This window comes from Salinirubrum litoreum (genome assembly GCF_020567425.1).
Lineage (GTDB): Archaea > Halobacteriota > Halobacteria > Halobacteriales > Haloferacaceae > Salinirubrum > Salinirubrum litoreum.
Map to the genome: position 1 here is coordinate 857,974 of NZ_JAJCVJ010000001.1, position 17,962 is coordinate 875,935.

The following is a 17,962-nucleotide window of genomic DNA, read 5'->3' on the forward strand; positions in this document are numbered from 1 at the left end:
AGGATACGTTTTTGACCCGCGATGTCGTAGAACGATCATGAACAACACGCGAACGACCGAGATGCCAGACGCGGAGCGTGACGAGTTCCTCGGCACCGGCGGGACGGGAGTGATCTCCTTCGCACGGCCGAGCGACGAGCCACCGTACTCGTTGCCGGTGTCGTACGGGTACGACGCCGAGGACGGCGTGTTCTACCTCCGTCTCGCGTTCGGTCCCGACAGCGGGAAGTCCTTCGTCGGCGAACAGACGCCCGTCTCGTTCGTCGTCCACCGACAGACGGACTCGGGGTGGGCGAGCGTCGTCGCCACCGGTCACCTGTCGGCGGTGACGGAGACGGTCCTCGACTCGTCGGTGGCGGCGGCGCTGCGCCGGATCGAGATCCCACTGGTCGACGTGTTCGACCGGCACCCGCGGGAGTACGAGTTCCGCTTCTTCCGCCTCGTGACGGACGAGGTGACCGGAAAGAAGCAGGTGCCGACAGACAGCTAACTCCGAGACGTGACACCGGGACGACGGGCCGCCGGGCGACGCGCCACCACCCTTTTGCCGGGCAGTAGCGTAGCCGAGGTATGGCAGGGTCGGCGAGCGTGAAGGAGTACATGACGCGGGACGTACAGACGGTCTCGCCGGACGACACCGTCTCGGCGGTCGCCCGGCGCATCGCCGAGAGCGACGGACACAACGGCTTCCCCGTGACGGACGGCCGGAAGGTCGAGGGGTTCGTCAACGCCCGCGACCTCCTCTTGGCAGACGACGACGCCCCCATCTTCACCGTGATGACGACCGACCTGATCGTCGCACACCCGGAGATGGACGTGACCGACGCGGCGCGGGTGATCCTCCGGTCCGGGATCCAGAAGCTACCGGTGGTGGACGACGCGGGCAACCTCGTCGGCATCATCTCGAACACGGACGTCATCCGGAGTCAGATCGAACGCGCCACCCCGGAGAAGGTCGGGAAACTGATGCGAACCCTTGAGAACATCCACGACATCACCGTCGACGAGCGCCGGGAGTCGGTCGCACTCGTCGACCTGACCCCGACGCAGGCGCGGGTGTACGCCGACGAACTGGAGGGCCGCCAGTACGAACTCGAACGCGGACTCGCCGAGCCACTGGTGGTCATCGAGAACGGCGACGTACTCCTGTTGGCCGACGGTCACCACCGCGTCGCGGCCGCGAACCAACTCGGCGTCGAGCAGATGGACGCCTACGTCATCGTCGTGGACGAGAGTGTCGAACTCGGGATGCACCGCACAGCGAAGAAGGAGGGACTGGCGTCTATCGACGACATCGAGATCGTCGACTACGCCAAGCATCCGCTGGTCGAGACGACGAAGCGACTACAGGAGTGACTCACTCGATTCTTCGAAGGACGCCGAACTGATCGTCTCAGGACAGCGCGTCTCGGAACAGATCGTCTCAGGACGCGTCAGTGTCGAACTCGTCGCGCCACTCCTCTGCCAGTTCTTCGCCCGCTTCCCGCGACTCGACCGTCTCCCGGCGGTAGCCGTCGCCCTCCGACGCCTGGATCAGTCGGTCGAACCGGACGACGAACCGGCCGTCACCCCGCTCGCGCAGGCGAATCGTCGCGTAGCCGTCGTCGCGTTCCCACTCCGTGACGCCCTCGCGGGCGTTCGACTCGTGCCAACTCACGACCGGTGGTTCGGGCGCGGAGACCAAATCAGTCCTGCCCGCGACCGAACCGGTACTCGCGGAAGCGCACCACGCGTCCGTCGACGATGACTGCCTCGTCGTCGAGTCCGACCGGGCGACCACGCGGTTCTGCGTCACTCGTTGCCATGTCACACAGTAGCGTGAGAGGATCATAAATAGCTACGTCAGCCAGTCGTCAGACGCGAAGGGGTGTACGGGGGAGTACACCGGCGAGAGCGGCACGCGGCAGGTCACGCACGCGGGGACAGATCACTCTCCGGTCCGAGCCACCGTCGTCGTTCTGTCCGTCCGAGCCGGCCGGCAGAGTTTTCGGCGAGTGAAGTCCTGCGGGGCCTTTTCCCACCCGTCTGGCCTGTCCTCTCGTGGGTGCATCCCCATGACAGCGAGCCACCAGCCGACCGACGAATCGGATCGTTCGACGGTCGAGAAAGCCTCAGAGTTCCTCGGACTCTGGAAGACGTGGATCGTCGCAGCCGGGTCGGTCGCGATCGCCGTCTACGCCGGTCTCAACCCCGAACTGGCGCCCGGCGGCTACGTCCCGATCTTCCTCGCGTTCGCGGCGGCGGCGGTCCTGTACGGGGTCCAGAAACTCGACTTCACCGCCGATCCGCTCCCCGTGTGACGACGTCGCCGGCCCGCCTCGTCCGGTCTCGACCCGTGCCGTCTCGTACGCAACCGTCTCCGGCCTCAGTACTGCGTCACGGAGTAGAACAGGGTCGCCAGGCCGAGTGCGATGACGACGCCCTCTACCGTGTGGAGCGCGAGCAGTTCTCTGCCCGACAGTTCGTAGCCGCGAATCCCCAGTTCGTAGATACCCTCCACCACCGACCCGAGGGTGATGAGTCCGAACCCGGCGGCGGCGGTCCCGAACGCCGACTCACCGGCGCGGCGGTAGGCCCGGTAGCTCAGTCCCGTGATCGTCCCGCCGAGTGCGAGCGTCAGGAGGTTCGAGAGGAGAAAGGCGTAGAACTCCGGCGGTTCACCCGTCACCATCACCGAGGTCCCCCCAGAAGTCGCCGAACTTGTCGACCAGATCGCGCCGGTACTCGATGTCGATGGTGAACCCGCCCTCCTCGATCTCGACGCAGAGTTCCTGCAGTTTCGTCTCGTAGGTGGTGTAGTGGTGCCCGTCCGCGTCGATCGCGGTGTCCTCCGCCAGCAGGTCGTACTCCACCATCGCGTTCACCCGGCGGTAGACGGTCGGGAGCGAGGTGTCGAGTCGGTCCGCGATCTCCTCGGCCGAGACCGGTTCGACGCTCGCCAGGACGAGTATCTGTCGGGCGCGCTCGCTGCCGAACACGTCGAAGACGTTCTCTGGCTCCCATTCCTTGCTCACGTCCCTGCACAACTCGGTCGCGCGTCCTGAAAGTGTCGCACACCCGACTTCGCCGACCGAAACTGTGCCCAAGGTTGAAGTGGGAGACGACTCGGGGGGTCAGAGAAGGCCGCCGCTGGCCCACGGGAGCGTCTCGAGCACCCGAACCGACGCGGAGACCTGCCCGAACTCGGTGTCGTCGGAGCGCCCGAGAGGCACACGCGAACGGTCGACCCATACGCTGGGGTGGCAGGCGGGCGTCCTCGCCAGTCGACGGAAGCCTGACTGCCGGCGGGTTTTCGCCGGCGGAAACCGTGGTCGTCGCTTTACGTGTCTCTCGGCACGACGTGGTGGTAACCCATGAGCCTGAGCGACGTACGAGACGGCGCGGAAGTCGACACCGACACCTCCCTGCCGGACGTCCGCGAACTGATCGAATCGGTCGTCTCCGGGTATCCTCTCGCGGGTCGCATCCTCGGCATCGAGGCGGCGCTGCTCTCGCTCGCGGTTGTCACCGCTCTCGTCGGGACACAGACACAGACGCACGGCGTCGGCCTCCTGAACCTCCTCTCGGGGCTGTTGATCGTGACGGCGATGATCGTCGCGGTCGTGAGCGTCGTGGCCGCCGTGGTCGTCGCGGCCCACCGCGCGTTCGTCGACCTCCGGCGCGAGTACTCGCCGGTCTGACCGGTCGCCGAACTCAGAGCACGTCAACGTGCAGTCAGGGTAACGCCCGCATGTCGTCGAGCATCTCGTCGAGGTTCTTCGAGGTGATCGCCAGCGAGAAGCCGTCGATGCGGGCCAGTTTCGGCGCGTAGTCCCACAACTCCTCCTCGCTGATGCCGTGGAGCACGACCGCGTTCGGCGTCGGGTTGACGACCCGCATCGCCACCAGCGGGGACTCCCCGCGCGAGACGGCCGTGAACACCAGCGCGCGGTTCGTGCTCTGGCCGTAGAGTCGATAGAACTCGTCGCTGGACAGGCGGGTGATCGCCTCCACGCTGTCCAGTACGGTGTGCCCGCTGATCCGGTCCTGATCGCCCCGGACGAGTTCGGTCGCGTCCATCGCCTCGTACAGGTCGTCGAGGGGGATGGTCGTCGCGTACTCCTGTAAGTCGAGGACGATCTCGCTGTCGAACCCGGCCGAGAGCACCCGGGCGTACTGCCGGATGCGACCCCCGCCGCGCGACTCGTCGATGTCCAGCAGGGCCTCGACCATCCGCCGGACGACGCCGATGCCGGGACTCTCGCGGCGGCCGGATTCGTAGTCCGAGACGACCGAGGAGGAGACGTCGAGTTGGCCGGCGAGTTCCGTCTGGGACACGTCGAAGTCGGTGCGCCACTTCCGGAGGGTCGCGCCGGGGTCGTCGCTGAGCGTGATCTCGCCCGCGATCCGCCGCGCGAGGTCGGCCCGAGGGGTCGCCGTCATGTCCGAGGGTGTGTCACTGCGGCGCAAAAGCGTATCGAAACCGACCTTCGGCAGTCGTCGAAGTGGGACGAAACGACAGCCGAAGACGCGACGAAACGATACGAGGTGAGTGCAGACGACACGTCTACCAGTCAAACGGGCTTTCGCGTCCCGTCGTCCACGACTTACTCGACCGAGTCACGACCCGAACTGAGAGAGCCGAGTTAGTTCGGTCGCGTCAGTACCATCGCCGCCCCAGAGACGACGGTCACCGCGACGATGTGCCCCCCAACTGCGAGCAACAGCACCGGCTGATCCAGCAAGAACGGCAACAGCACCGCCTGCCCGACCGCAAAGAGGACGTTCATCGCGTCCAGTCGGCGATAGCCTCTCGCCGTCTCGGCGTCGAAGTCGTAGCGCCACCCGCGCCACAGCGAGACCACGGCGGCCCACCACGAGGTGCCGATCCGGTAACAGAGGTCCCACAGGACGAGCAGGGTGAGGTACACCACCAGTACCGGCGGCTCCGGCCCGAACAGCGACGACAGCAGCGGGAGCGCCGACTCCTGTGGATCGAAGACGAACAGGTGGGTCACCAGCGCGATGAACGCCAGCACCGCCAGCACCACTTCGATGCTGGACCCGAACAGCAGTCGGCGATACGGCTCCGGCGCGCCGAGCTTTCGGGTGCCGGTCCCGAGTCGCCGCATCGCCACGCTACCGGCGGCCGCGACCGCGACTGCCGCCGTCCCGGCCAGCGCCGCCGTCCAGAGGTCGTACAGAAACGCGAGGAGGACGATACCGACCTCGAAGACGACGAACTGGAGCGCGACCGCCTCCGACTCCCGGAGGTCGATGCCCGGCAGTGCGCCGACGATGCTCTCGTAGACCCACGTGTCGCCGTACTCCGGCCCAGTCATTCGGGCGGAGGAACTCGCTCGGGCCACTTAGCCGACCCGACTCGGTTCGACGGTCGCGGGCGTCGAGTCGCCCGTCGCATCCCTGCCGAGTGCCCGTGCGACCGCCACGTCGAAGGGTGTCGGCTCCACGTCGAGCAGGTCCTGCAGGCGCGTGTCGTGGACGACGACCGGGTTCTTCAGCCCGTCGATCAGCGGTCTGGCGACGCTGTTCGGCACGTCGGTGACGAAGCCGACCCAGTGAGAGGAGAGCTTCGGCGTCAACACCGGCACCGGGACGATGAACAACTTTCGGCCTAGCTGCCGGGCCGTCTGACGCATGATCTGCTCGTAGGTCAACACGTCCGGGCCGCCGATCTCGTAGGTCTCGCCGGCCGTCTCGGGGTGATCGAGCACGCCGACGAGATACTGGATCACGTCCGCGATGGCGATGGGTTGGCAGTCGGTTCGGACCCACTGCGGCGTGATCATCACCGGGAGTTTGCGGACCAACTGCTCGATCATGTCGAAACTCGCGCTCCCCTCGCCGATGATGATCGCGGCTCGGAGCGTCGTCAGATCGTAGTCGCCCTCGCCGAGGATGCGCTCGACCTCCCGGCGCGACTCGAGGTGTTTCGACAGGTCCTCGCGTTCCTCGCCGAGGCCGCCGAGGTAGACGACGCGGTCGACGCCGGCCGCGCTGGCGGCGTCGGCGAAGTGCTGGGCGGCCCGGCGGTCGCGTTCCGCGAAGTCCGCTCCGGACTGCATCGAGTGGACCAGATAGTAGGCGGCGTCCACGTCGAGCGCCTCGTCGAAGCTCCCTGGTTCGAGGAGGTCACCCTCCACCACGCGCACGTCCGCAGGACCGGCGTATCGCGCCGCGTCGCGCACGAGGACCGTGACCTCGTGGCCGGCGTCGCGGAGCGGCGAGAGCAGTCGGCTGCCGACGAAGCCGGTCGCCCCCGTGACGAGTATTCGCATGGTAGAGAGTCAGGGACTACGCTCGGTTAACTCTTTAGTCGGTGTCGTCCGGGCGCGAAACTCGCTCGCTTGCTGAGAGTCGTCGGTCGCTCACGGTTCCGGACCCCACCCCTGGGTCGCCGGTGCCCCCCGGTCGGTCTCGATTCGGGCGACGAGGTCCGTGGGGGTGTCTGCGTCCCGGTCGATCAACTCGCCGAGTCCGCCTGCACGGTCGGCGCGATCACGCCACTCCTCGCAGGCGCGGCCGGCCCACGACTCGGCGGCAAGCACCGCATCGCGCGCATCGGCGGCACGGGCGTCGTTCACCGTCGTCGATCCGGGACTGGAGCCGACGGCCACGCCGACGAACTCGGCGCGGTCGGTGGGCGTCAGATCTCCGCTCGCGGCGCGGCTGACGACGCCCGCGAGGCGGTCCGGATCGGGGTGGGTGAACACCTTCGAGCCGAGTGCGTGCGGACCGAGCAGCAGACCCTCCATCCCCTCGGGTGGCTCGCGGTCGAGCAGTCGGTCGCCGCCCCACTCGGCTTCGACGCGCTCACACTCGGTCTCCCGGTCGAGTTCGAGGTTGTGGCCCGGGTAGTCGGCACACTCGGTCGGGTAGCGATCGCTCCCGTGGATACGACACTGGAGCGTCTCGGGGTCGAGGAAGACACAACTCCGGAGCCAGCGTGGGTCGGTGTCGAAGGGACCGACCGGCTTCGGCGGTTTCCGCAGACCGACGAAGAACGCGGGCCGACCGGCGACGGCGGCGACCTCGATACCGTCGACCTCGACACCCTCGTCGCCCTCGGCGCGCCAGAGTCGCGGGACGAGTGCGTCGCCGAGTCCGTCCGCCACGAAGTCCCGGACCTCGTCGCGTGTCAGCGGGACGAGGTTGTAGGTGTCGTCCAGTGGCGGACGCGGACCACGCCGCTCGTGGTCGAGCGAGCGCCTGCTGAGCGGTCGCCAGTCGATACAACAGCCGGCACACCCCTCGCAGTCGACGCGCATACCGTGAGAGTTGGTGGCACGGCGTGAAAACGGTTCGGAGCGCGGAGCCCCGGCACCACGTGAGTCGGTCGTCACTCACAGTTCGTGGGGTAGCCCGTCCGATCCTGCGAGTGTCCCGGTGACAGTGCCAGACCGCAACAGCGCCGCCACGACACGGCAACAGCACTACGCCGCAACAGCAACGCGACGACACAGCGACGACACAGCGACAGCACAGCGACGACACAGCGACGACACAGCGACGACACAGCGACAGCACAGCAGACCACCCCTCGGTCCTCCCCAGCCTCGGGGTTCTCTCGGCACCGCCCGAACCCCTCCCTCGCGCGCGTCGGAGTCGCGCGCGCCAGAGAGTAGACAGGTCTCACGTACCGGAGACTCGGAGCCGACTGTCCCCCGATAGTCAGTGATAAGGGTCCGTAGTCCCCAACGTGAGCTAATGGAATCGCTTCGGAGCGGCGAGGTGCCGGGGAGCGCGCATCTCGTCAGTCGGGCCGTGCAGATCGACTCGCCGTCGTTCCGGGCGTGGCTCGACGTCGCCGACACGCCCCGGACCGTCTGGACCGCACCCTCAGAGGCCACCGTCGTCGGCTCCGGTGCGGCCGCGACACTCTCGGCCGACGGCCCGGACCGCTTCACCGCGATCCAAGAGACCGCAGAGACGCTGTTCTCCTCCGGGGACGTCCACGCCGGCACCGAGGCGGCCTGCCCCCGACTGTTCGGCGGCTTCGCCTTCCACGACCGCGACGAGGACGGCGCACCGTGGGACGCCTTCCCCGGCGCGCGCTTCGTCCTCCCGCGCGTCCAGGTCACCGAAGCCGAGAACGGGACGTGGCTGACCGTCAACGCGGTCGGTCCCGACGCCGACGCCGAGTCGGTCGAAGCCCGCCTCGCCGCCGAGCAGGAACGCATCGCCGACCTCCCGGACCCCGGTCCGGTCGCCGAGCCGCCGGGTGTCGTCTCCCGGACGCGAACCATGTCCACCGCGGACTGGCGCGAGAGCGTCGAGGCGGCGGTCGAGCGCATCCGGGCCGGCGACCTCCAGAAGGTCGTCCTCGCGCAGGCCCTCCGGACCGAACTCGCCCGCGAGGTGTCCATCCCGGACCTCCTCGCTCGCCTCGCGGACACCTACCCCGACTGCTACCGGTTCCTCGTCGAACCCGAGGGAGCCGAGCCACGCGCGAGTTTCTTCGGCGCGACCCCGGAACGCCTCGTCAAGCGCCGGGGGCGCACGGTCGAGACCGGCGCACTCGCCGGGACGACCGGCCGGGGTGACACCCCGACAGAAGACGAGTGGCTCGCCGAGGAACTGCGCGACAGCGAGAAGAACGCGCACGAACACCAGCTCGTCGCCGACGCCATCCGCGAGCAACTCGCCCCACTCGCCTCCTCGGTCAGGACCGGCGAGCGGAGTGTCCGCCGACTGGCGACCGTCCAGCACCTGTTCACGCCGATCACCGCCACGCTGTCCCGCGATCAGCACGTTCTCTCGCTGGTGGAGGCGCTCCACCCGACGCCCGCAGTCGGCGGCCTGCCGCCGGAGCGCGCACTGGAGACCATCCGCGACACCGAACCGTTCGACCGTGGCTGGTACGCCGCGCCGGTCGGCTGGTTCGACGCCGCCGGGAACGGGTCGTTCGCGGTCGCCCTGCGCTCGGCCGTCGCACGCGAGACCTCCGCGACCCTCTTTGCGGGCGTCGGCATCGTCGCCGACAGCGACCCCGACCGCGAGTGGGACGAAGTCCAACTGAAGTACCGACCGATCCTCGACGAACTCGAAGCCTGAGTCGTATGACGCGCGCACCCACATCCACACCGACGACCACGGACAGCGACAGATGACAGCACCGAACCGCAACGCCCTCTGGGCACGGACGCTCGTCGACGAACTGGCGCAGGCCGGCGTCACCGCCGTCTGCATCGCGCCGGGGAGTAGATCGACCCCCCTCACCGCCGCCTTCGACCGCCACGAGGACGTCCGGACGTTCTCACACCTCGACGAACGGTCGGCGGCGTACTTCGCGCTCGGCCGCGCCAAGCGCACCGGCGAGGTGACGCCGCTGGTCTGCACCTCCGGCACCGCCGCCGTGAACTTCCACCCGGCGGTCGTGGAGGCGTCGCAGGCCCGCGTCCCGATGCTGTTGCTCACGGCCGACCGACCGCCGGAACTCCGGGACAGCGGCGCGAACCAGACGATCGACCAGGAGAAGCTCTACGGCGACTCGGTGCGCTGGTACCGCGACCTCCCGGAACCGGAACCGACGAACCGGAAACTCCGCCGCCTCCGGACCGACGCGGCGCGGGCGCTCTCGACTGCCACCGGGACCCCGCCGGGACCGGTCCACCTGAACGTCCCGTTCCGGAAGCCACTCGAACCGGTCCACGTCGAGGGCGACGTGCCGGACGACCTCGACTCGCTTGCGGTCGAGGGCCGTGACGGCCCCTTCGTCTCGACCAGTCGGGGAACGCCCACCGTCTCCGAGACCGACCTGCACGAACTGGCCGAGACGCTGTCCGAGGCAGAGCGAGGACTGCTCGTCGCCGGTCCCGAGGACCCGCGACTCGACACCGAGGCGATCACCGCGCTGGCGCACGCGACCGGGTTCCCGGTGCTCGCGGACCCACTCTCCGGGATGCGGTTCGGCGGGCACGTCAGGACCGTCCCGGTCTGTGGCGGCTACGACGCCTACCTCGCTCCCGATGTGACCGACGACTGGCCCGGTCCGGACGTCGTCGTGCGGTTCGGCGCGTCGCCGACCTCGAAGCCACTCCGGAAGTACCTCGCGCGCACCGACGCCAGACAGGTGCTCGTCGACCCGGCCGGCGAGTGGCGCGAGGCGGAGTTCACCGCGAGTGATCTGGTGGTCGCCGACCCCGGTCGGCTGGCTGGCGACCTCTCGCGGCTGGTTCGCGGGAGCAGAAGCGAAGCGAGTTCGGACTGGCGCGACCGGTTCGAGAGCGCCGAGGAGGTCCACTGGAACGTGTTCGCCGACGCGGAGTCGGCAGACGCCGGGACCGTTCACGAGGGCGCGATTCTCGCGGACGCCACCGACCTCGCGCCGGAACCGGCCACGCTGGTCGTCTCGAACAGTATGCCGGTCCGCGATCTGGACCGGTTCGCCGAACCCTCGACCGCGAGTCGGACCGTCCTCGCCAACCGGGGCGCGTCGGGCATCGACGGCGTGACGAGCACCGCACTCGGCGCGGGCAGTGCGACGACCGACCACCTGACGTACGTCACGGGCGATCTGGCGTACTACCACGACATGAACGGCCTACTGGCGCTCGGTCGCTGTGGCGTCGAGGCGACGATCGTGCTGATCAACAACGACGGCGGCGGCATCTTCCACATGCTTCCGATCGAGCAGTTCGACCCGCCCTTTACCGGCCAGTTCAAGACGCCCCACGGCCTCGACTTCCGGCCGACCGAGGACATCTACGCCCTCGGCTTCGCCCGCGTCGAGACGCGCGAGGCGTTCCGCGAAGCGTACCGCGAGTCGGTCGCCGCTCCCGGCGCGCAGGTCATCGAGGTGTCGAGCGACGCCGAGTCGAGCCACCGGACCCGCGAGCGACTCCGGGAGCAGGTCGTCGCGGAACTCTCCTGAGAGCGGTCCCGGTTCGCGTCTCTCGACGTCTCAGCCGAACTCGTAGGCGACCAGCAGTGCGAACACGAAGGGGAGCCAGCAGGCACCGACGATGGCGGGGAGAACGACCGACCCGGCGTCCACGTTCCAGAGCGCGACGACCGCCGGTGCGAGCACACTCCACGCCCCGAAGACGCCGAGACCGATCGCGGGCCGGACCAGCGCGTAGCAGACGAGGATCAGCGTGAGGACGCCGAGCGTGACGTTGACGACCAGCGGGAACGTGGGCGCGACACTGCCGAACAGGAAGAAGGGGTAGCCGATCCACAGCGCGACCGCGAACAGCAGTTCGGTCTCGTCGGGGCGACCGACCGAGACGCGCCGACCGCCGCCGGTCGGTTCGACGTTTCTGATGCCGAACCCCTCCGTGTCGCCTCTCCCGGCGTCTCCACTCGGATCGACCCACGACGACCCGGCGTCGAACAACCCGGCGTCGTCCACGGCGGCGGTCGTTCTGCTCGTCCCGCCCGAGATGCTCGCCGAGTCTGCCCCGGCGGCGGTCGCGCTGGTGGTCCCGGTTCGCTCGGTGTCTGCGGTGTGCTCGGTGGTGGTGGATGTCGCGGTGTGGTCGGTGGCGGTGGACGTCGAGGTGTGGTCGGTGGCGGTGGATGTCTCGGTGTGGTCGGCGGTCGCCGAGTCCGCCGTGCTGTCGCCGGCGGCGGATCCCGTCGTGCTGTCGCCGGCGGTCGTTCCGGTCCAGCCGTCGCCGGTGGCGGTGTCGTCGGCTCCCTCCCTGCGGTCGGTCGCCGACGCGGGATCGGTAGTGGCGCTGTCGGCGGCCGTGTCGGGGTTCTCGACGCCCGACTCCCCATCCCGATCCGCGACCCACTCCGCGGTCACGGCGAGCCACGTCGCGGTGAACTCCTCGGACCACGCGCGGTCGGCGTAGGCGTCGTGACCGAGTCGGTCGTAGCGAGCGCGACTCTCGGCGTCGAGGAGGGTCGTCCGAGCGCGTGCCAGCAGGCGGAATCGCTCGGTCGCGTCGGCGTGGTCGCTCACGTCCAGATGTGTCTCGCGGGCGCGTCTGCGAAACGCGGTCTCTATCTCCTCGTCGGTCGCGTCCGGACCGACGGCCAGCACGTCGTAACACGTCACGGCCATCTCGGCTGTCGATTCCACTCCGGACCGCGTGAGACAAAGTTCCGTCGGTCCTCAGGGGAGAAATCGACGCCAGCAGACCGACTACTGTCGGCCGAAACCCTTTGTACGATCCGGCAGAAGTGCCGGACATGTCCTCCCGCTGGAAGTACGTCGCCGGCACACTCGTCTTGCTGACGGTGGCGTACGCCCTCGTCATCGCCGGACAGATTCTCCTCGGGGTGATCGCCGCCGTCGGCATCTACGGCACCGGCTGGCTGTTCGCCACCTTCCGCCCGGCCGACGGCTACATCGAGGCGCTCGGCTGGGGGCGGGTCGCCGTCCTGACGCTGATCGCGCTCGTGAACCTCACTTACGCGGTCGTCATCGCGAACCAACTTCTGCTCGGGATCATCGCTGTCTGGGTGATCGCACTCCTCGGGTTCGTCGTGGCGCCCGGCGGGCCGCTCACCGAAGCACGGGAGTTCTACGACCGACTTCGACGCGTCGACCGCTACATCCGCGAACAGGAGGGCGAACTCACCGACGGCGGCTGGAACGACGACGCCGACGCCGACACGGACGACGCCGACGAGTGGGGCACGACCGACGACACCGACGAAGAAGTCGGCTGGGAGCGAGAACGCGACGACTGACCGCCGCCGAACTCAGCCGATGAGGTCGCGGGCGAACACCCGCCCCGACTCCGACTCGCCGCCGAGTTCGCTCGCCTCGGCGACGAACACTGCACCATCGCCGACCACCGGGTCCGTGACTTGCTCGACACCGGGGTCGAACGTCCACCGCGTCTCGCCGGACGCGGCGTCGAGACCGAACAGGCGGGCCGACTGCCCGTCGGCAGTGACGACCACGCCCTCGGCGACGGCCGCCGGTCGCGTGTACTCGCCACCCGGCGTGGCACGCCAGTCGACCGAGCCGTCCTCGGGTGACAGCGAGACGACCGCCGACTCGCCGAAGCCGAGCAGTCGGTCCCCGGCGAGGAGCGCGAGCAGGAGCGACTCGTCGGTCGTCCAGCGCACTGTCCCGTCGGAGCCGGCGTGACGCACCTCGCGCCCGCCGAGAAAGACGCCAGCCTCCGCACCCGAGTCGTCGACCAGCACCGAGTTGACCGGGCCGTCGAGTCGCCAGCGTTCGGTCCCCGAATCGAGGGCGACGGCCCGGAGTGGGCCGCCGTTGTGCCCGACGTAGACCGTCTCACCAGCGACGCGGGGTGAGAGAAGTCCGGCGTCTTCGACCGACACCGACCAACGTTCGGTCCCGTCGGCGGTGGCGAGTCCACGGAACAGGAACTGCGTGGCGACGACCGTCGTCTCCACGCCCGGTTCGATGCCGGACACGTCGCCGGTGCCGACCCGCCAGCGTTCCGCGCCGGTGTCGGTCTCCAGCGCGATGGTCGGGTCGCCCTCGTCGGAGAGCGCGTCGTCGTTGCTCCCGACGAACAGCGCGCCGTCGGCGGTGCCGTGGAGTCCGAACGCCTCGTAGGAGATGTCGGGGGCGTAGGTCCACAACTCCTCGCCGGTTCCGGGGTCCAGCGCGTGGACGCGGTTCTCCTGGCCGTGCAGGCCGTCGAACGCGCCACTCACCGCGTAGAGCGTTCCGTCCGCGACGAGGAGACCGGTGCCGGACGCGAGCGACTTCACCGGGTTCGGGGCGTCGAAGCGCCACCTGACGCGCCCGTCGCTCTGGTCGAGGGCGACGAGGGAGCTCGCGTCGGTGCCGGCGTACAGCGTCCCGTCGTGGAACCGCAGTTCGCCGACTCGGCCGGGGAGATCGGCGGTCCATCGGGCGTCTGCCGGGGGGTCAGAGACGTCGGTGTCGTCGTCCGTCGTCGGCGAGGTGTCGTCGGTGTTCGTGGGTGGAGTGTCGTCGTCGGTCGAACTGGTCGGCGTCCCCGAGTCGTCGTTACTGAGACAACCGGCGACAGCGCCGCCGAGCGCGACGCCGAGGGTCCGGAGAGCGGTCCTGCGGGTAGTTCTGTGGGAGGGCATGGGTCGTTCGGCGGTGTCGCGTTCGGGGGGTACGTGCTTTGTGGTGGACCGAGTGGAGAGTTCGACCAGCGACGCGGACGCCGGGACAAGAACGCTTTTGCGCGGTCCGGCCGCCTATCGTGACATGACTTCGGAACTGATGGACTCGGACCGGTGGGAGCAGGTCACCGACGAGTTCCACGACGTGACCTACCACCGGGCGACCGACGCACCCGTGGTCCGGATCGCGTTCGACCGCCCCGAGGTGCGCAACGCCTTCCGACCGGGGACGGTCGACGAACTGTACGCGGCGCTGGACCACGCCCGGAAACAGGCCGTCGTCGGCTGTGTGCTCCTCACGGGCAACGGCCCGTCGCCGAAAGACGGCGGCTGGGCGTTCTGTGCCGGCGGCGACCAGTCTGTTCGCGGCGGGTCGGGCTACGAGTACCGCGACGACGACGAGGCCGACGAGAGCGACGACCCACTCGTCCGCGAGGCGAAAGCCGGTCGCCTGCACATCCTCGAAGTCCAGCGACTGATCCGGTTCATGCCGAAACCGGTGATCGCCGTGGTGCCGGGGTGGGCCGTCGGCGGGGGCCACTCACTGCACGTCGTCTGCGACCTGACGCTCGCCTCGGAGGAACACGCGAAGTTCCTCCAGACCGACCCCGACGTGGCCTCCTTCGACGGCGGCTTCGGGTCGGCGTACCTCGCCAAGCAGGTCGGCCAGAAGAAAGCACGAGAAGTGTTCTTCCGTGGGAAGACCTACTCCGCCGCGGAGGCAGTCGAGATGGGGATGGCGAACGAGGCGATCCCCCACGGAGACCTCGAAGACGTGGCGTTCGAGTGGGCAGAGGAGATCACCGCGAAGTCGCCGACCGCGATCCGGATGCTGAAGTACGCGTTCAACCTCACCGACGACGGACTGGTCGGCCAGCAGGTGTTCGCCGGCGAGGCGACCCGACTGGCGTACATGACCGACGAGGCGGCCGAGGGCCGGGACGCCTTCCTGGAGAAGCGCGAACCGAACTTCTCGGAGTTCCCGTGGCACTACTGATGGGCGGAGAGATCGACGCATGACGACGAACGCCGAGATCACGCGGATGCGGGCGTGGATCATCGCCGCTCGGCCCCAGACCTTGCCGGCCGCGCTCGCACCGGTCGCGGTCGGCACCGGCCTCGCCTACCACGACGGCTACCTCGCGATACTGCCGGCGCTGGTCGCACTGCTCGGAGCGACGTTGATCCAGATCGGGACGAACTTCGCCAACGACTACTACGACGCGGTGCAGGGCGCGGACACCGAGGCCCGCGAAGGGTTCACCCGCGTCACGGCCGGGGGGCTCATCCCGCCCGGACAGGTGAAGGCGGGGATGTATCTCACCTTCGCGCTGGCGGTTCTCTCGGGGACGTACCTCGTCTACGTCGGCGGCGTGCCGATCCTCGTCATCGGCCTGCTGTCCGTGGTCTCGGGCATCGCCTACACCGGCGGGCCGTACCCGCTGGGCTACCACGGCCTCGGCGACGTGTTCGTCTTCGTCTTCTTCGGCCTCGTCGCGGTGACGGGCACCTACTACGTACAGGCCGTGACGTTCCTCGCAGAGCCACTGACGACGACGGTGCCGGCCGGCACGGTGCCACTCGCGGCTGTCGTCGCCAGCCTCCCGGTCGCGGCCATCTCGACGAACGTCCTGGTCGTCAACAACGTCCGGGACAAAGAGGAGGACGCGACGACCGGCAAGCGCACGCTCGCGGTCCGGTTCGGCTACGGCTTCGCGCGCGCCGAGTACGTCGGTCTGCTCGTCCTCGCGTACCTCGTGCCGGCGTACTTCTGGCTCTGGCCGGAGTTCGGCGCGACGGTCCTCCTGCCACTCGTCACGATGCCCATCGCGGGGCGTGTCGCTCGAACCGTCGTCACCGAGACGAAAGGCGAGAAGCTGAACCCCGCGCTGGAAGACACCGGGAAACTGCTCGCCGGCTACTCGCTGCTGTTCGCGCTGGGGTTGGCGCTGGCATGACCGGCCTGTCACTCGCCGACTTCTCGCTCCCGCTCCGGGAGCCACTCGGCACCGCGAAGGGTGCGATCACCAGCAGAGACGGCTGGCTCGTCGGTGTCGACCGGGACGGCCAGCGTGGCATCGGCGAGGCGACGCCCCTGCCGGGGTGGACCGAGAGCCACGACGAGTGTGACGAGACGCTCCGAGACCTCGCCGACTCGTGGCCGGGCGTGCCGGACCGCGAGACACCGGCCGCGAGACACGGCGTCACGCTCGCACTGCACGACGCCCAGGCCCGAGAGGCGGATGTCCCACTCGGTCGCCACCTCGCCGGCCCCGACGCGCCGGTCGCCGACTCGGTGCCCGTCAACGCGACACTCGGCGACGCGCCGGTCGCGGAGACGGTCGACCGGGCCGAGTCCGCCGTCGACGCCGGCTACGGGACGCTGAAGCTGAAGGTCGGCGTCCGCGACCCCGAAGAAGACGTCGAGCGCATCCGCGCGGTGCGGGACGCGGTCGGTGCCGGCGTCACGCTCCGGGCCGACGCGAACGGCGCGTGGGACTACACGACCGCCCGCGACGTGCTGGTGGAACTCGCCGAGATCGGCGTCGAGTACGTCGAACAGCCGGTTCCGGCCACGGAACTCGGCGCGCTCTCGTCGCTCCGGGGCAGGGGTGTCGGCGTCGCGGCCGACGAGTCGCTGGCCGAGTACAGCGTCCGCGAAGTCGTGGAGGCCGACGCCGCCGACACGCTGATCCTGAAACCGATGGCACTCGGCGGTCCCGAGTCGACGCTGCGGGCGGTCGGGAAGGCCCGGACCGCCGGCGTCTCGTCGGTCGTCACGACGACGATCGACGGCGCTGTGGCGCGCGCGGCGGCGGTCCACGTCGCGGCGTGTCTCCCCGGCGACCGGGCGCACGGCCTGGCGACCGGCGACCTCCTCGCCGAGGACGTTGGGCCCGACCCGGTGCCGGTGGTCGACGGTCGCATCTCGGTGCCGACGGGACCGGGCGTCGTCGGCGACAGCTTCGACTCGCTGGTCTGGGACGGGTGAGCGCGTGAGAGCGTGACCGAGTCGGAGTCGAGAGAATCAGCGCGAGAGCGGCGACAGTCGGTAGAGCAGCTGGGCGGCCTGTGCCACGCCGCGTGCACCCTTCGCCGCACCCCTCACACTCCCTTTCGCGCCGACTTTCGCGTAGTAACCGCTCTTTCTGGCCGCGCCGATAGCGTAGTGTTTCGTCGAGAGGCGGATCGGCTGGCGTCTGCCCTGCACGCGCGTCGACCCGTTCTTCAGGGCGTCCAGCACGAGGTCGGCGTCCAGATCGGCGCGGGTGGCGTCCGGAATCTCCAGTTCGGTGTAGGCCCTCCCGACGTAGGGCACCGAGTGGGCGTCGCTGGCGGCCACGCCGGGGTAGCCCCGCGTCTCGGCGAACCGGCGGGCGCGCCGGTTCTTGTAGCCGGTGAACAGCCACGCGTTGAACACCTCGACCGCGTCACAGTCGGTGAGTCTGCGCTTCCGGACGCCGTGCCGGGAGCGCTGGAAGGGGTGCGGAACGACCGCGACGCCGCCGTGCGACCTGACCCACTGGACCGTCTCGTCGAAGGGCGCGCGGTGTGGCGGCATCTCGTCGACCCCGATGGCGAGCAGGTGTCCCGCGGCGGTCGAGATCTCGACGCCGGGGATGCCGACCAGTCCGTAGTCGGCGGCGAGTTCCGCCGCGCGTAGCGACTCGTGGATGGCGTCGTGGTCGGTGATCACGACGCCGTCGAGTCCGATCTCTGCGGCCTGCTCTAGGATCAACTCCACCGGGTCACTCGCGTCGTAGGAACCCTCCGAGTGGACGTGTGGGTCGATCCGGACTGTCAGTGAGGGCACGAGTTGTCGAAAGTTGGACGTACTCGGACAAAAGCTTCACTGCCGACCGTGCGCCCTGTCCGCAGTCGGCAGGGTGGTGGGCGGCACCGAGCGAGGTTCTGACAGCAGAGT

At 69.1% G+C, this 17,962-nt stretch carries 20 protein-coding genes; 10 read left to right on the plus strand and 10 right to left on the minus strand.

Translation table 11 applies throughout. From position 1 onward, the window contains the following. The first annotated feature begins 37 nt into the window (after positions 1 to 37). Both LI337_RS04205 and LI337_RS04210 read left to right on the plus strand, forming a co-directional pair. Positions 38 to 490 (plus strand): pyridoxamine 5'-phosphate oxidase family protein, encoded by a 453-nt coding sequence (locus tag LI337_RS04205; protein WP_227228468.1) that lies wholly within the window; start codon positions 38 to 40, stop codon positions 488 to 490. A gap of 80 nt (positions 491 to 570) precedes the next feature. Beyond that, on the plus strand, positions 571 to 1,356 hold the full coding sequence (locus LI337_RS04210) for a CBS domain-containing protein (protein ID WP_227228469.1): 786 nt from the start codon (positions 571 to 573) through the stop codon (positions 1,354 to 1,356). 67 nt (positions 1,357 to 1,423) lie between these two features. Here LI337_RS04210 and LI337_RS04215 read toward each other — a convergent pair whose 3' ends face one another. Next, positions 1,424 to 1,657: a DUF7543 family protein gene (locus LI337_RS04215; protein ID WP_227228470.1), complete on the minus strand. Its 234-nt coding sequence runs from the start codon at positions 1,655 to 1,657 to the stop codon at positions 1,424 to 1,426. Between the two features lie 397 nt (positions 1,658 to 2,054). Between LI337_RS04215 and LI337_RS04220 the strand changes: the two genes are divergently transcribed. Further along, the gene (locus LI337_RS04220; protein WP_227228471.1) at positions 2,055 to 2,300 is read left to right on the plus strand and encodes a hypothetical protein; all 246 of its coding nucleotides are present in this window, start codon (positions 2,055 to 2,057) and stop codon (positions 2,298 to 2,300) included. 65 nt (positions 2,301 to 2,365) lie between these two features. Here the strand turns inward: LI337_RS04220 and LI337_RS04225 are convergent, their stop codons facing one another. Together LI337_RS04225 and LI337_RS04230 are read right to left on the minus strand one after the other, a co-directional pair. Continuing rightward, positions 2,366 to 2,671 (minus strand): DUF7521 family protein, encoded by a 306-nt coding sequence (locus tag LI337_RS04225; RefSeq protein ID WP_227228472.1) that lies wholly within the window; start codon positions 2,669 to 2,671, stop codon positions 2,366 to 2,368. After that, positions 2,658 to 3,014, minus strand: coding sequence for an ArsR/SmtB family transcription factor (locus LI337_RS04230; protein WP_227228473.1), 357 nt, complete (start codon positions 3,012 to 3,014; stop codon positions 2,658 to 2,660). Before LI337_RS04230 ends, LI337_RS04225 begins: the two co-directional genes overlap by 14 nt. Before the next feature lie 339 nt (positions 3,015 to 3,353). Between LI337_RS04230 and LI337_RS04235 the strand changes: the two genes are divergently transcribed. Next, complete coding sequence (locus LI337_RS04235; RefSeq protein ID WP_227228474.1) at positions 3,354 to 3,680, plus strand: hypothetical protein; 327 nt, start codon at positions 3,354 to 3,356, stop codon at positions 3,678 to 3,680. Positions 3,681 to 3,714: 34 nt separating this feature from the next. Here the strand turns inward: LI337_RS04235 and LI337_RS04240 are convergent, their stop codons facing one another. The 4 genes from LI337_RS04240 to LI337_RS04255 all read right to left on the minus strand — a co-directional run bounded on the left by LI337_RS04240 (position 3,715) and on the right by LI337_RS04255 (position 7,268). After that, positions 3,715 to 4,422 (minus strand): helix-turn-helix domain-containing protein, encoded by a 708-nt coding sequence (locus tag LI337_RS04240; RefSeq protein ID WP_227228475.1) that lies wholly within the window; start codon positions 4,420 to 4,422, stop codon positions 3,715 to 3,717. A gap of 203 nt (positions 4,423 to 4,625) precedes the next feature. Next, positions 4,626 to 5,321, minus strand: a complete 696-nt coding sequence (locus LI337_RS04245; RefSeq protein ID WP_227228476.1) for a DUF7530 family protein — start codon at positions 5,319 to 5,321, stop codon at positions 4,626 to 4,628. A 27-nt stretch (positions 5,322 to 5,348) separates the two neighbouring features. Then, the gene (locus tag LI337_RS04250; protein ID WP_227228477.1) at positions 5,349 to 6,278 is read right to left on the minus strand and encodes an NAD(P)H-binding protein; all 930 of its coding nucleotides are present in this window, start codon (positions 6,276 to 6,278) and stop codon (positions 5,349 to 5,351) included. A gap of 90 nt (positions 6,279 to 6,368) precedes the next feature. Further along, positions 6,369 to 7,268, minus strand: coding sequence for a YkgJ family cysteine cluster protein (locus LI337_RS04255; RefSeq protein WP_227228478.1), 900 nt, complete (start codon positions 7,266 to 7,268; stop codon positions 6,369 to 6,371). Positions 7,269 to 7,707: 439 nt separating this feature from the next. Here LI337_RS04255 and LI337_RS04260 point away from each other — a divergent pair, with 439 nt between their 5' ends. Continuing rightward, positions 7,708 to 9,054 carry an isochorismate synthase gene (locus tag LI337_RS04260; protein ID WP_227228479.1) on the plus strand — a complete coding sequence of 449 codons (1,347 nt, stop codon included), beginning with the start codon at positions 7,708 to 7,710 and terminating at the stop codon, positions 9,052 to 9,054. A 52-nt stretch (positions 9,055 to 9,106) separates the two neighbouring features. Further along, positions 9,107 to 10,873 (plus strand): 2-succinyl-5-enolpyruvyl-6-hydroxy-3-cyclohexene-1-carboxylic-acid synthase, encoded by a 1,767-nt coding sequence (menD, locus tag LI337_RS04265; protein ID WP_227228480.1) that lies wholly within the window; start codon positions 9,107 to 9,109, stop codon positions 10,871 to 10,873. Between the two features lie 30 nt (positions 10,874 to 10,903). On the opposite strand, the gene LI337_RS04270 is transcribed toward menD, so the two are convergent. Continuing rightward, positions 10,904 to 12,013 carry a J domain-containing protein gene (locus LI337_RS04270; protein WP_227228481.1) on the minus strand — a complete coding sequence of 370 codons (1,110 nt, stop codon included), beginning with the start codon at positions 12,011 to 12,013 and terminating at the stop codon, positions 10,904 to 10,906. Positions 12,014 to 12,141: 128 nt separating this feature from the next. Here LI337_RS04270 and LI337_RS04275 point away from each other — a divergent pair, with 128 nt between their 5' ends. Further along, on the plus strand, positions 12,142 to 12,645 hold the full coding sequence (locus LI337_RS04275) for a hypothetical protein (protein WP_227228482.1): 504 nt from the start codon (positions 12,142 to 12,144) through the stop codon (positions 12,643 to 12,645). Between the two features lie 12 nt (positions 12,646 to 12,657). On the opposite strand, the gene LI337_RS04280 is transcribed toward LI337_RS04275, so the two are convergent. Then, the gene (locus tag LI337_RS04280) at positions 12,658 to 13,998 is read right to left on the minus strand and encodes a PQQ-binding-like beta-propeller repeat protein (RefSeq protein ID WP_227228483.1); all 1,341 of its coding nucleotides are present in this window, start codon (positions 13,996 to 13,998) and stop codon (positions 12,658 to 12,660) included. A 124-nt stretch (positions 13,999 to 14,122) separates the two neighbouring features. Between LI337_RS04280 and LI337_RS04285 the strand changes: the two genes are divergently transcribed. The 3 genes from LI337_RS04285 (at position 14,123) to LI337_RS04295 (ending at position 17,029) form a co-directional block, all read left to right on the plus strand. Next, a complete protein-coding gene (locus LI337_RS04285) occupies positions 14,123 to 15,034 on the plus strand; it encodes a 1,4-dihydroxy-2-naphthoyl-CoA synthase (protein ID WP_227228484.1) in 912 nt (303 codons plus the stop codon). A gap of 61 nt (positions 15,035 to 15,095) precedes the next feature. After that, the gene (locus LI337_RS04290; protein ID WP_380699642.1) at positions 15,096 to 15,995 is read left to right on the plus strand and encodes a 1,4-dihydroxy-2-naphthoate polyprenyltransferase; all 900 of its coding nucleotides are present in this window, start codon (positions 15,096 to 15,098) and stop codon (positions 15,993 to 15,995) included. After that, complete coding sequence (locus tag LI337_RS04295; protein WP_303645197.1) at positions 15,992 to 17,029, plus strand: mandelate racemase/muconate lactonizing enzyme family protein; 1,038 nt, start codon at positions 15,992 to 15,994, stop codon at positions 17,027 to 17,029. Before LI337_RS04290 ends, LI337_RS04295 begins: the two co-directional genes overlap by 4 nt. A 36-nt stretch (positions 17,030 to 17,065) precedes the next feature. Here the strand turns inward: LI337_RS04295 and LI337_RS04300 are convergent, their stop codons facing one another. Beyond that, a complete protein-coding gene (locus tag LI337_RS04300; RefSeq protein ID WP_227228486.1) occupies positions 17,066 to 17,851 on the minus strand; it encodes a CehA/McbA family metallohydrolase in 786 nt (261 codons plus the stop codon). Positions 17,852 to 17,962: the final 111 nt, after the last annotated feature.

What these genes read in the sequence shown, in the direction of transcription:
- LI337_RS04205 (WP_227228468.1), top strand. Translation starts at nt 38, where the DNA reads ATGAACAACACGCGAACGACCGAGATGCCAGACGCGGAGCGTGACGAG.
- LI337_RS04210 (WP_227228469.1), top strand. Translation starts at nt 571, where the DNA reads ATGGCAGGGTCGGCGAGCGTGAAGGAGTACATGACGCGGGACGTACAG.
- LI337_RS04220 (WP_227228471.1), top strand. Translation starts at nt 2,055, where the DNA reads ATGACAGCGAGCCACCAGCCGACCGACGAATCGGATCGTTCGACGGTC.
- LI337_RS04225 (WP_227228472.1), bottom strand. Translation starts at nt 2,671, where the DNA reads ATGGTGACGGGTGAACCGCCGGAGTTCTACGCCTTTCTCCTCTCGAAC.
- LI337_RS04235 (WP_227228474.1), top strand. Translation starts at nt 3,354, where the DNA reads ATGAGCCTGAGCGACGTACGAGACGGCGCGGAAGTCGACACCGACACC.
- LI337_RS04240 (WP_227228475.1), bottom strand. Translation starts at nt 4,422, where the DNA reads ATGACGGCGACCCCTCGGGCCGACCTCGCGCGGCGGATCGCGGGCGAG.
- LI337_RS04245 (WP_227228476.1), bottom strand. Translation starts at nt 5,321, where the DNA reads ATGACTGGGCCGGAGTACGGCGACACGTGGGTCTACGAGAGCATCGTC.
- LI337_RS04250 (WP_227228477.1), bottom strand. Translation starts at nt 6,278, where the DNA reads ATGCGAATACTCGTCACGGGGGCGACCGGCTTCGTCGGCAGCCGACTG.
- LI337_RS04255 (WP_227228478.1), bottom strand. Translation starts at nt 7,268, where the DNA reads ATGCGCGTCGACTGCGAGGGGTGTGCCGGCTGTTGTATCGACTGGCGA.
- LI337_RS04260 (WP_227228479.1), top strand. Translation starts at nt 7,708, where the DNA reads ATGGAATCGCTTCGGAGCGGCGAGGTGCCGGGGAGCGCGCATCTCGTC.
- menD (WP_227228480.1), top strand. Translation starts at nt 9,107, where the DNA reads ATGACAGCACCGAACCGCAACGCCCTCTGGGCACGGACGCTCGTCGAC.
- LI337_RS04270 (WP_227228481.1), bottom strand. Translation starts at nt 12,013, where the DNA reads ATGGCCGTGACGTGTTACGACGTGCTGGCCGTCGGTCCGGACGCGACC.
- LI337_RS04275 (WP_227228482.1), top strand. Translation starts at nt 12,142, where the DNA reads ATGTCCTCCCGCTGGAAGTACGTCGCCGGCACACTCGTCTTGCTGACG.
- LI337_RS04280 (WP_227228483.1), bottom strand. Translation starts at nt 13,998, where the DNA reads ATGCCCTCCCACAGAACTACCCGCAGGACCGCTCTCCGGACCCTCGGC.
- LI337_RS04285 (WP_227228484.1), top strand. Translation starts at nt 14,123, where the DNA reads ATGACTTCGGAACTGATGGACTCGGACCGGTGGGAGCAGGTCACCGAC.
- LI337_RS04295 (WP_303645197.1), top strand. Translation starts at nt 15,992, where the DNA reads ATGACCGGCCTGTCACTCGCCGACTTCTCGCTCCCGCTCCGGGAGCCA.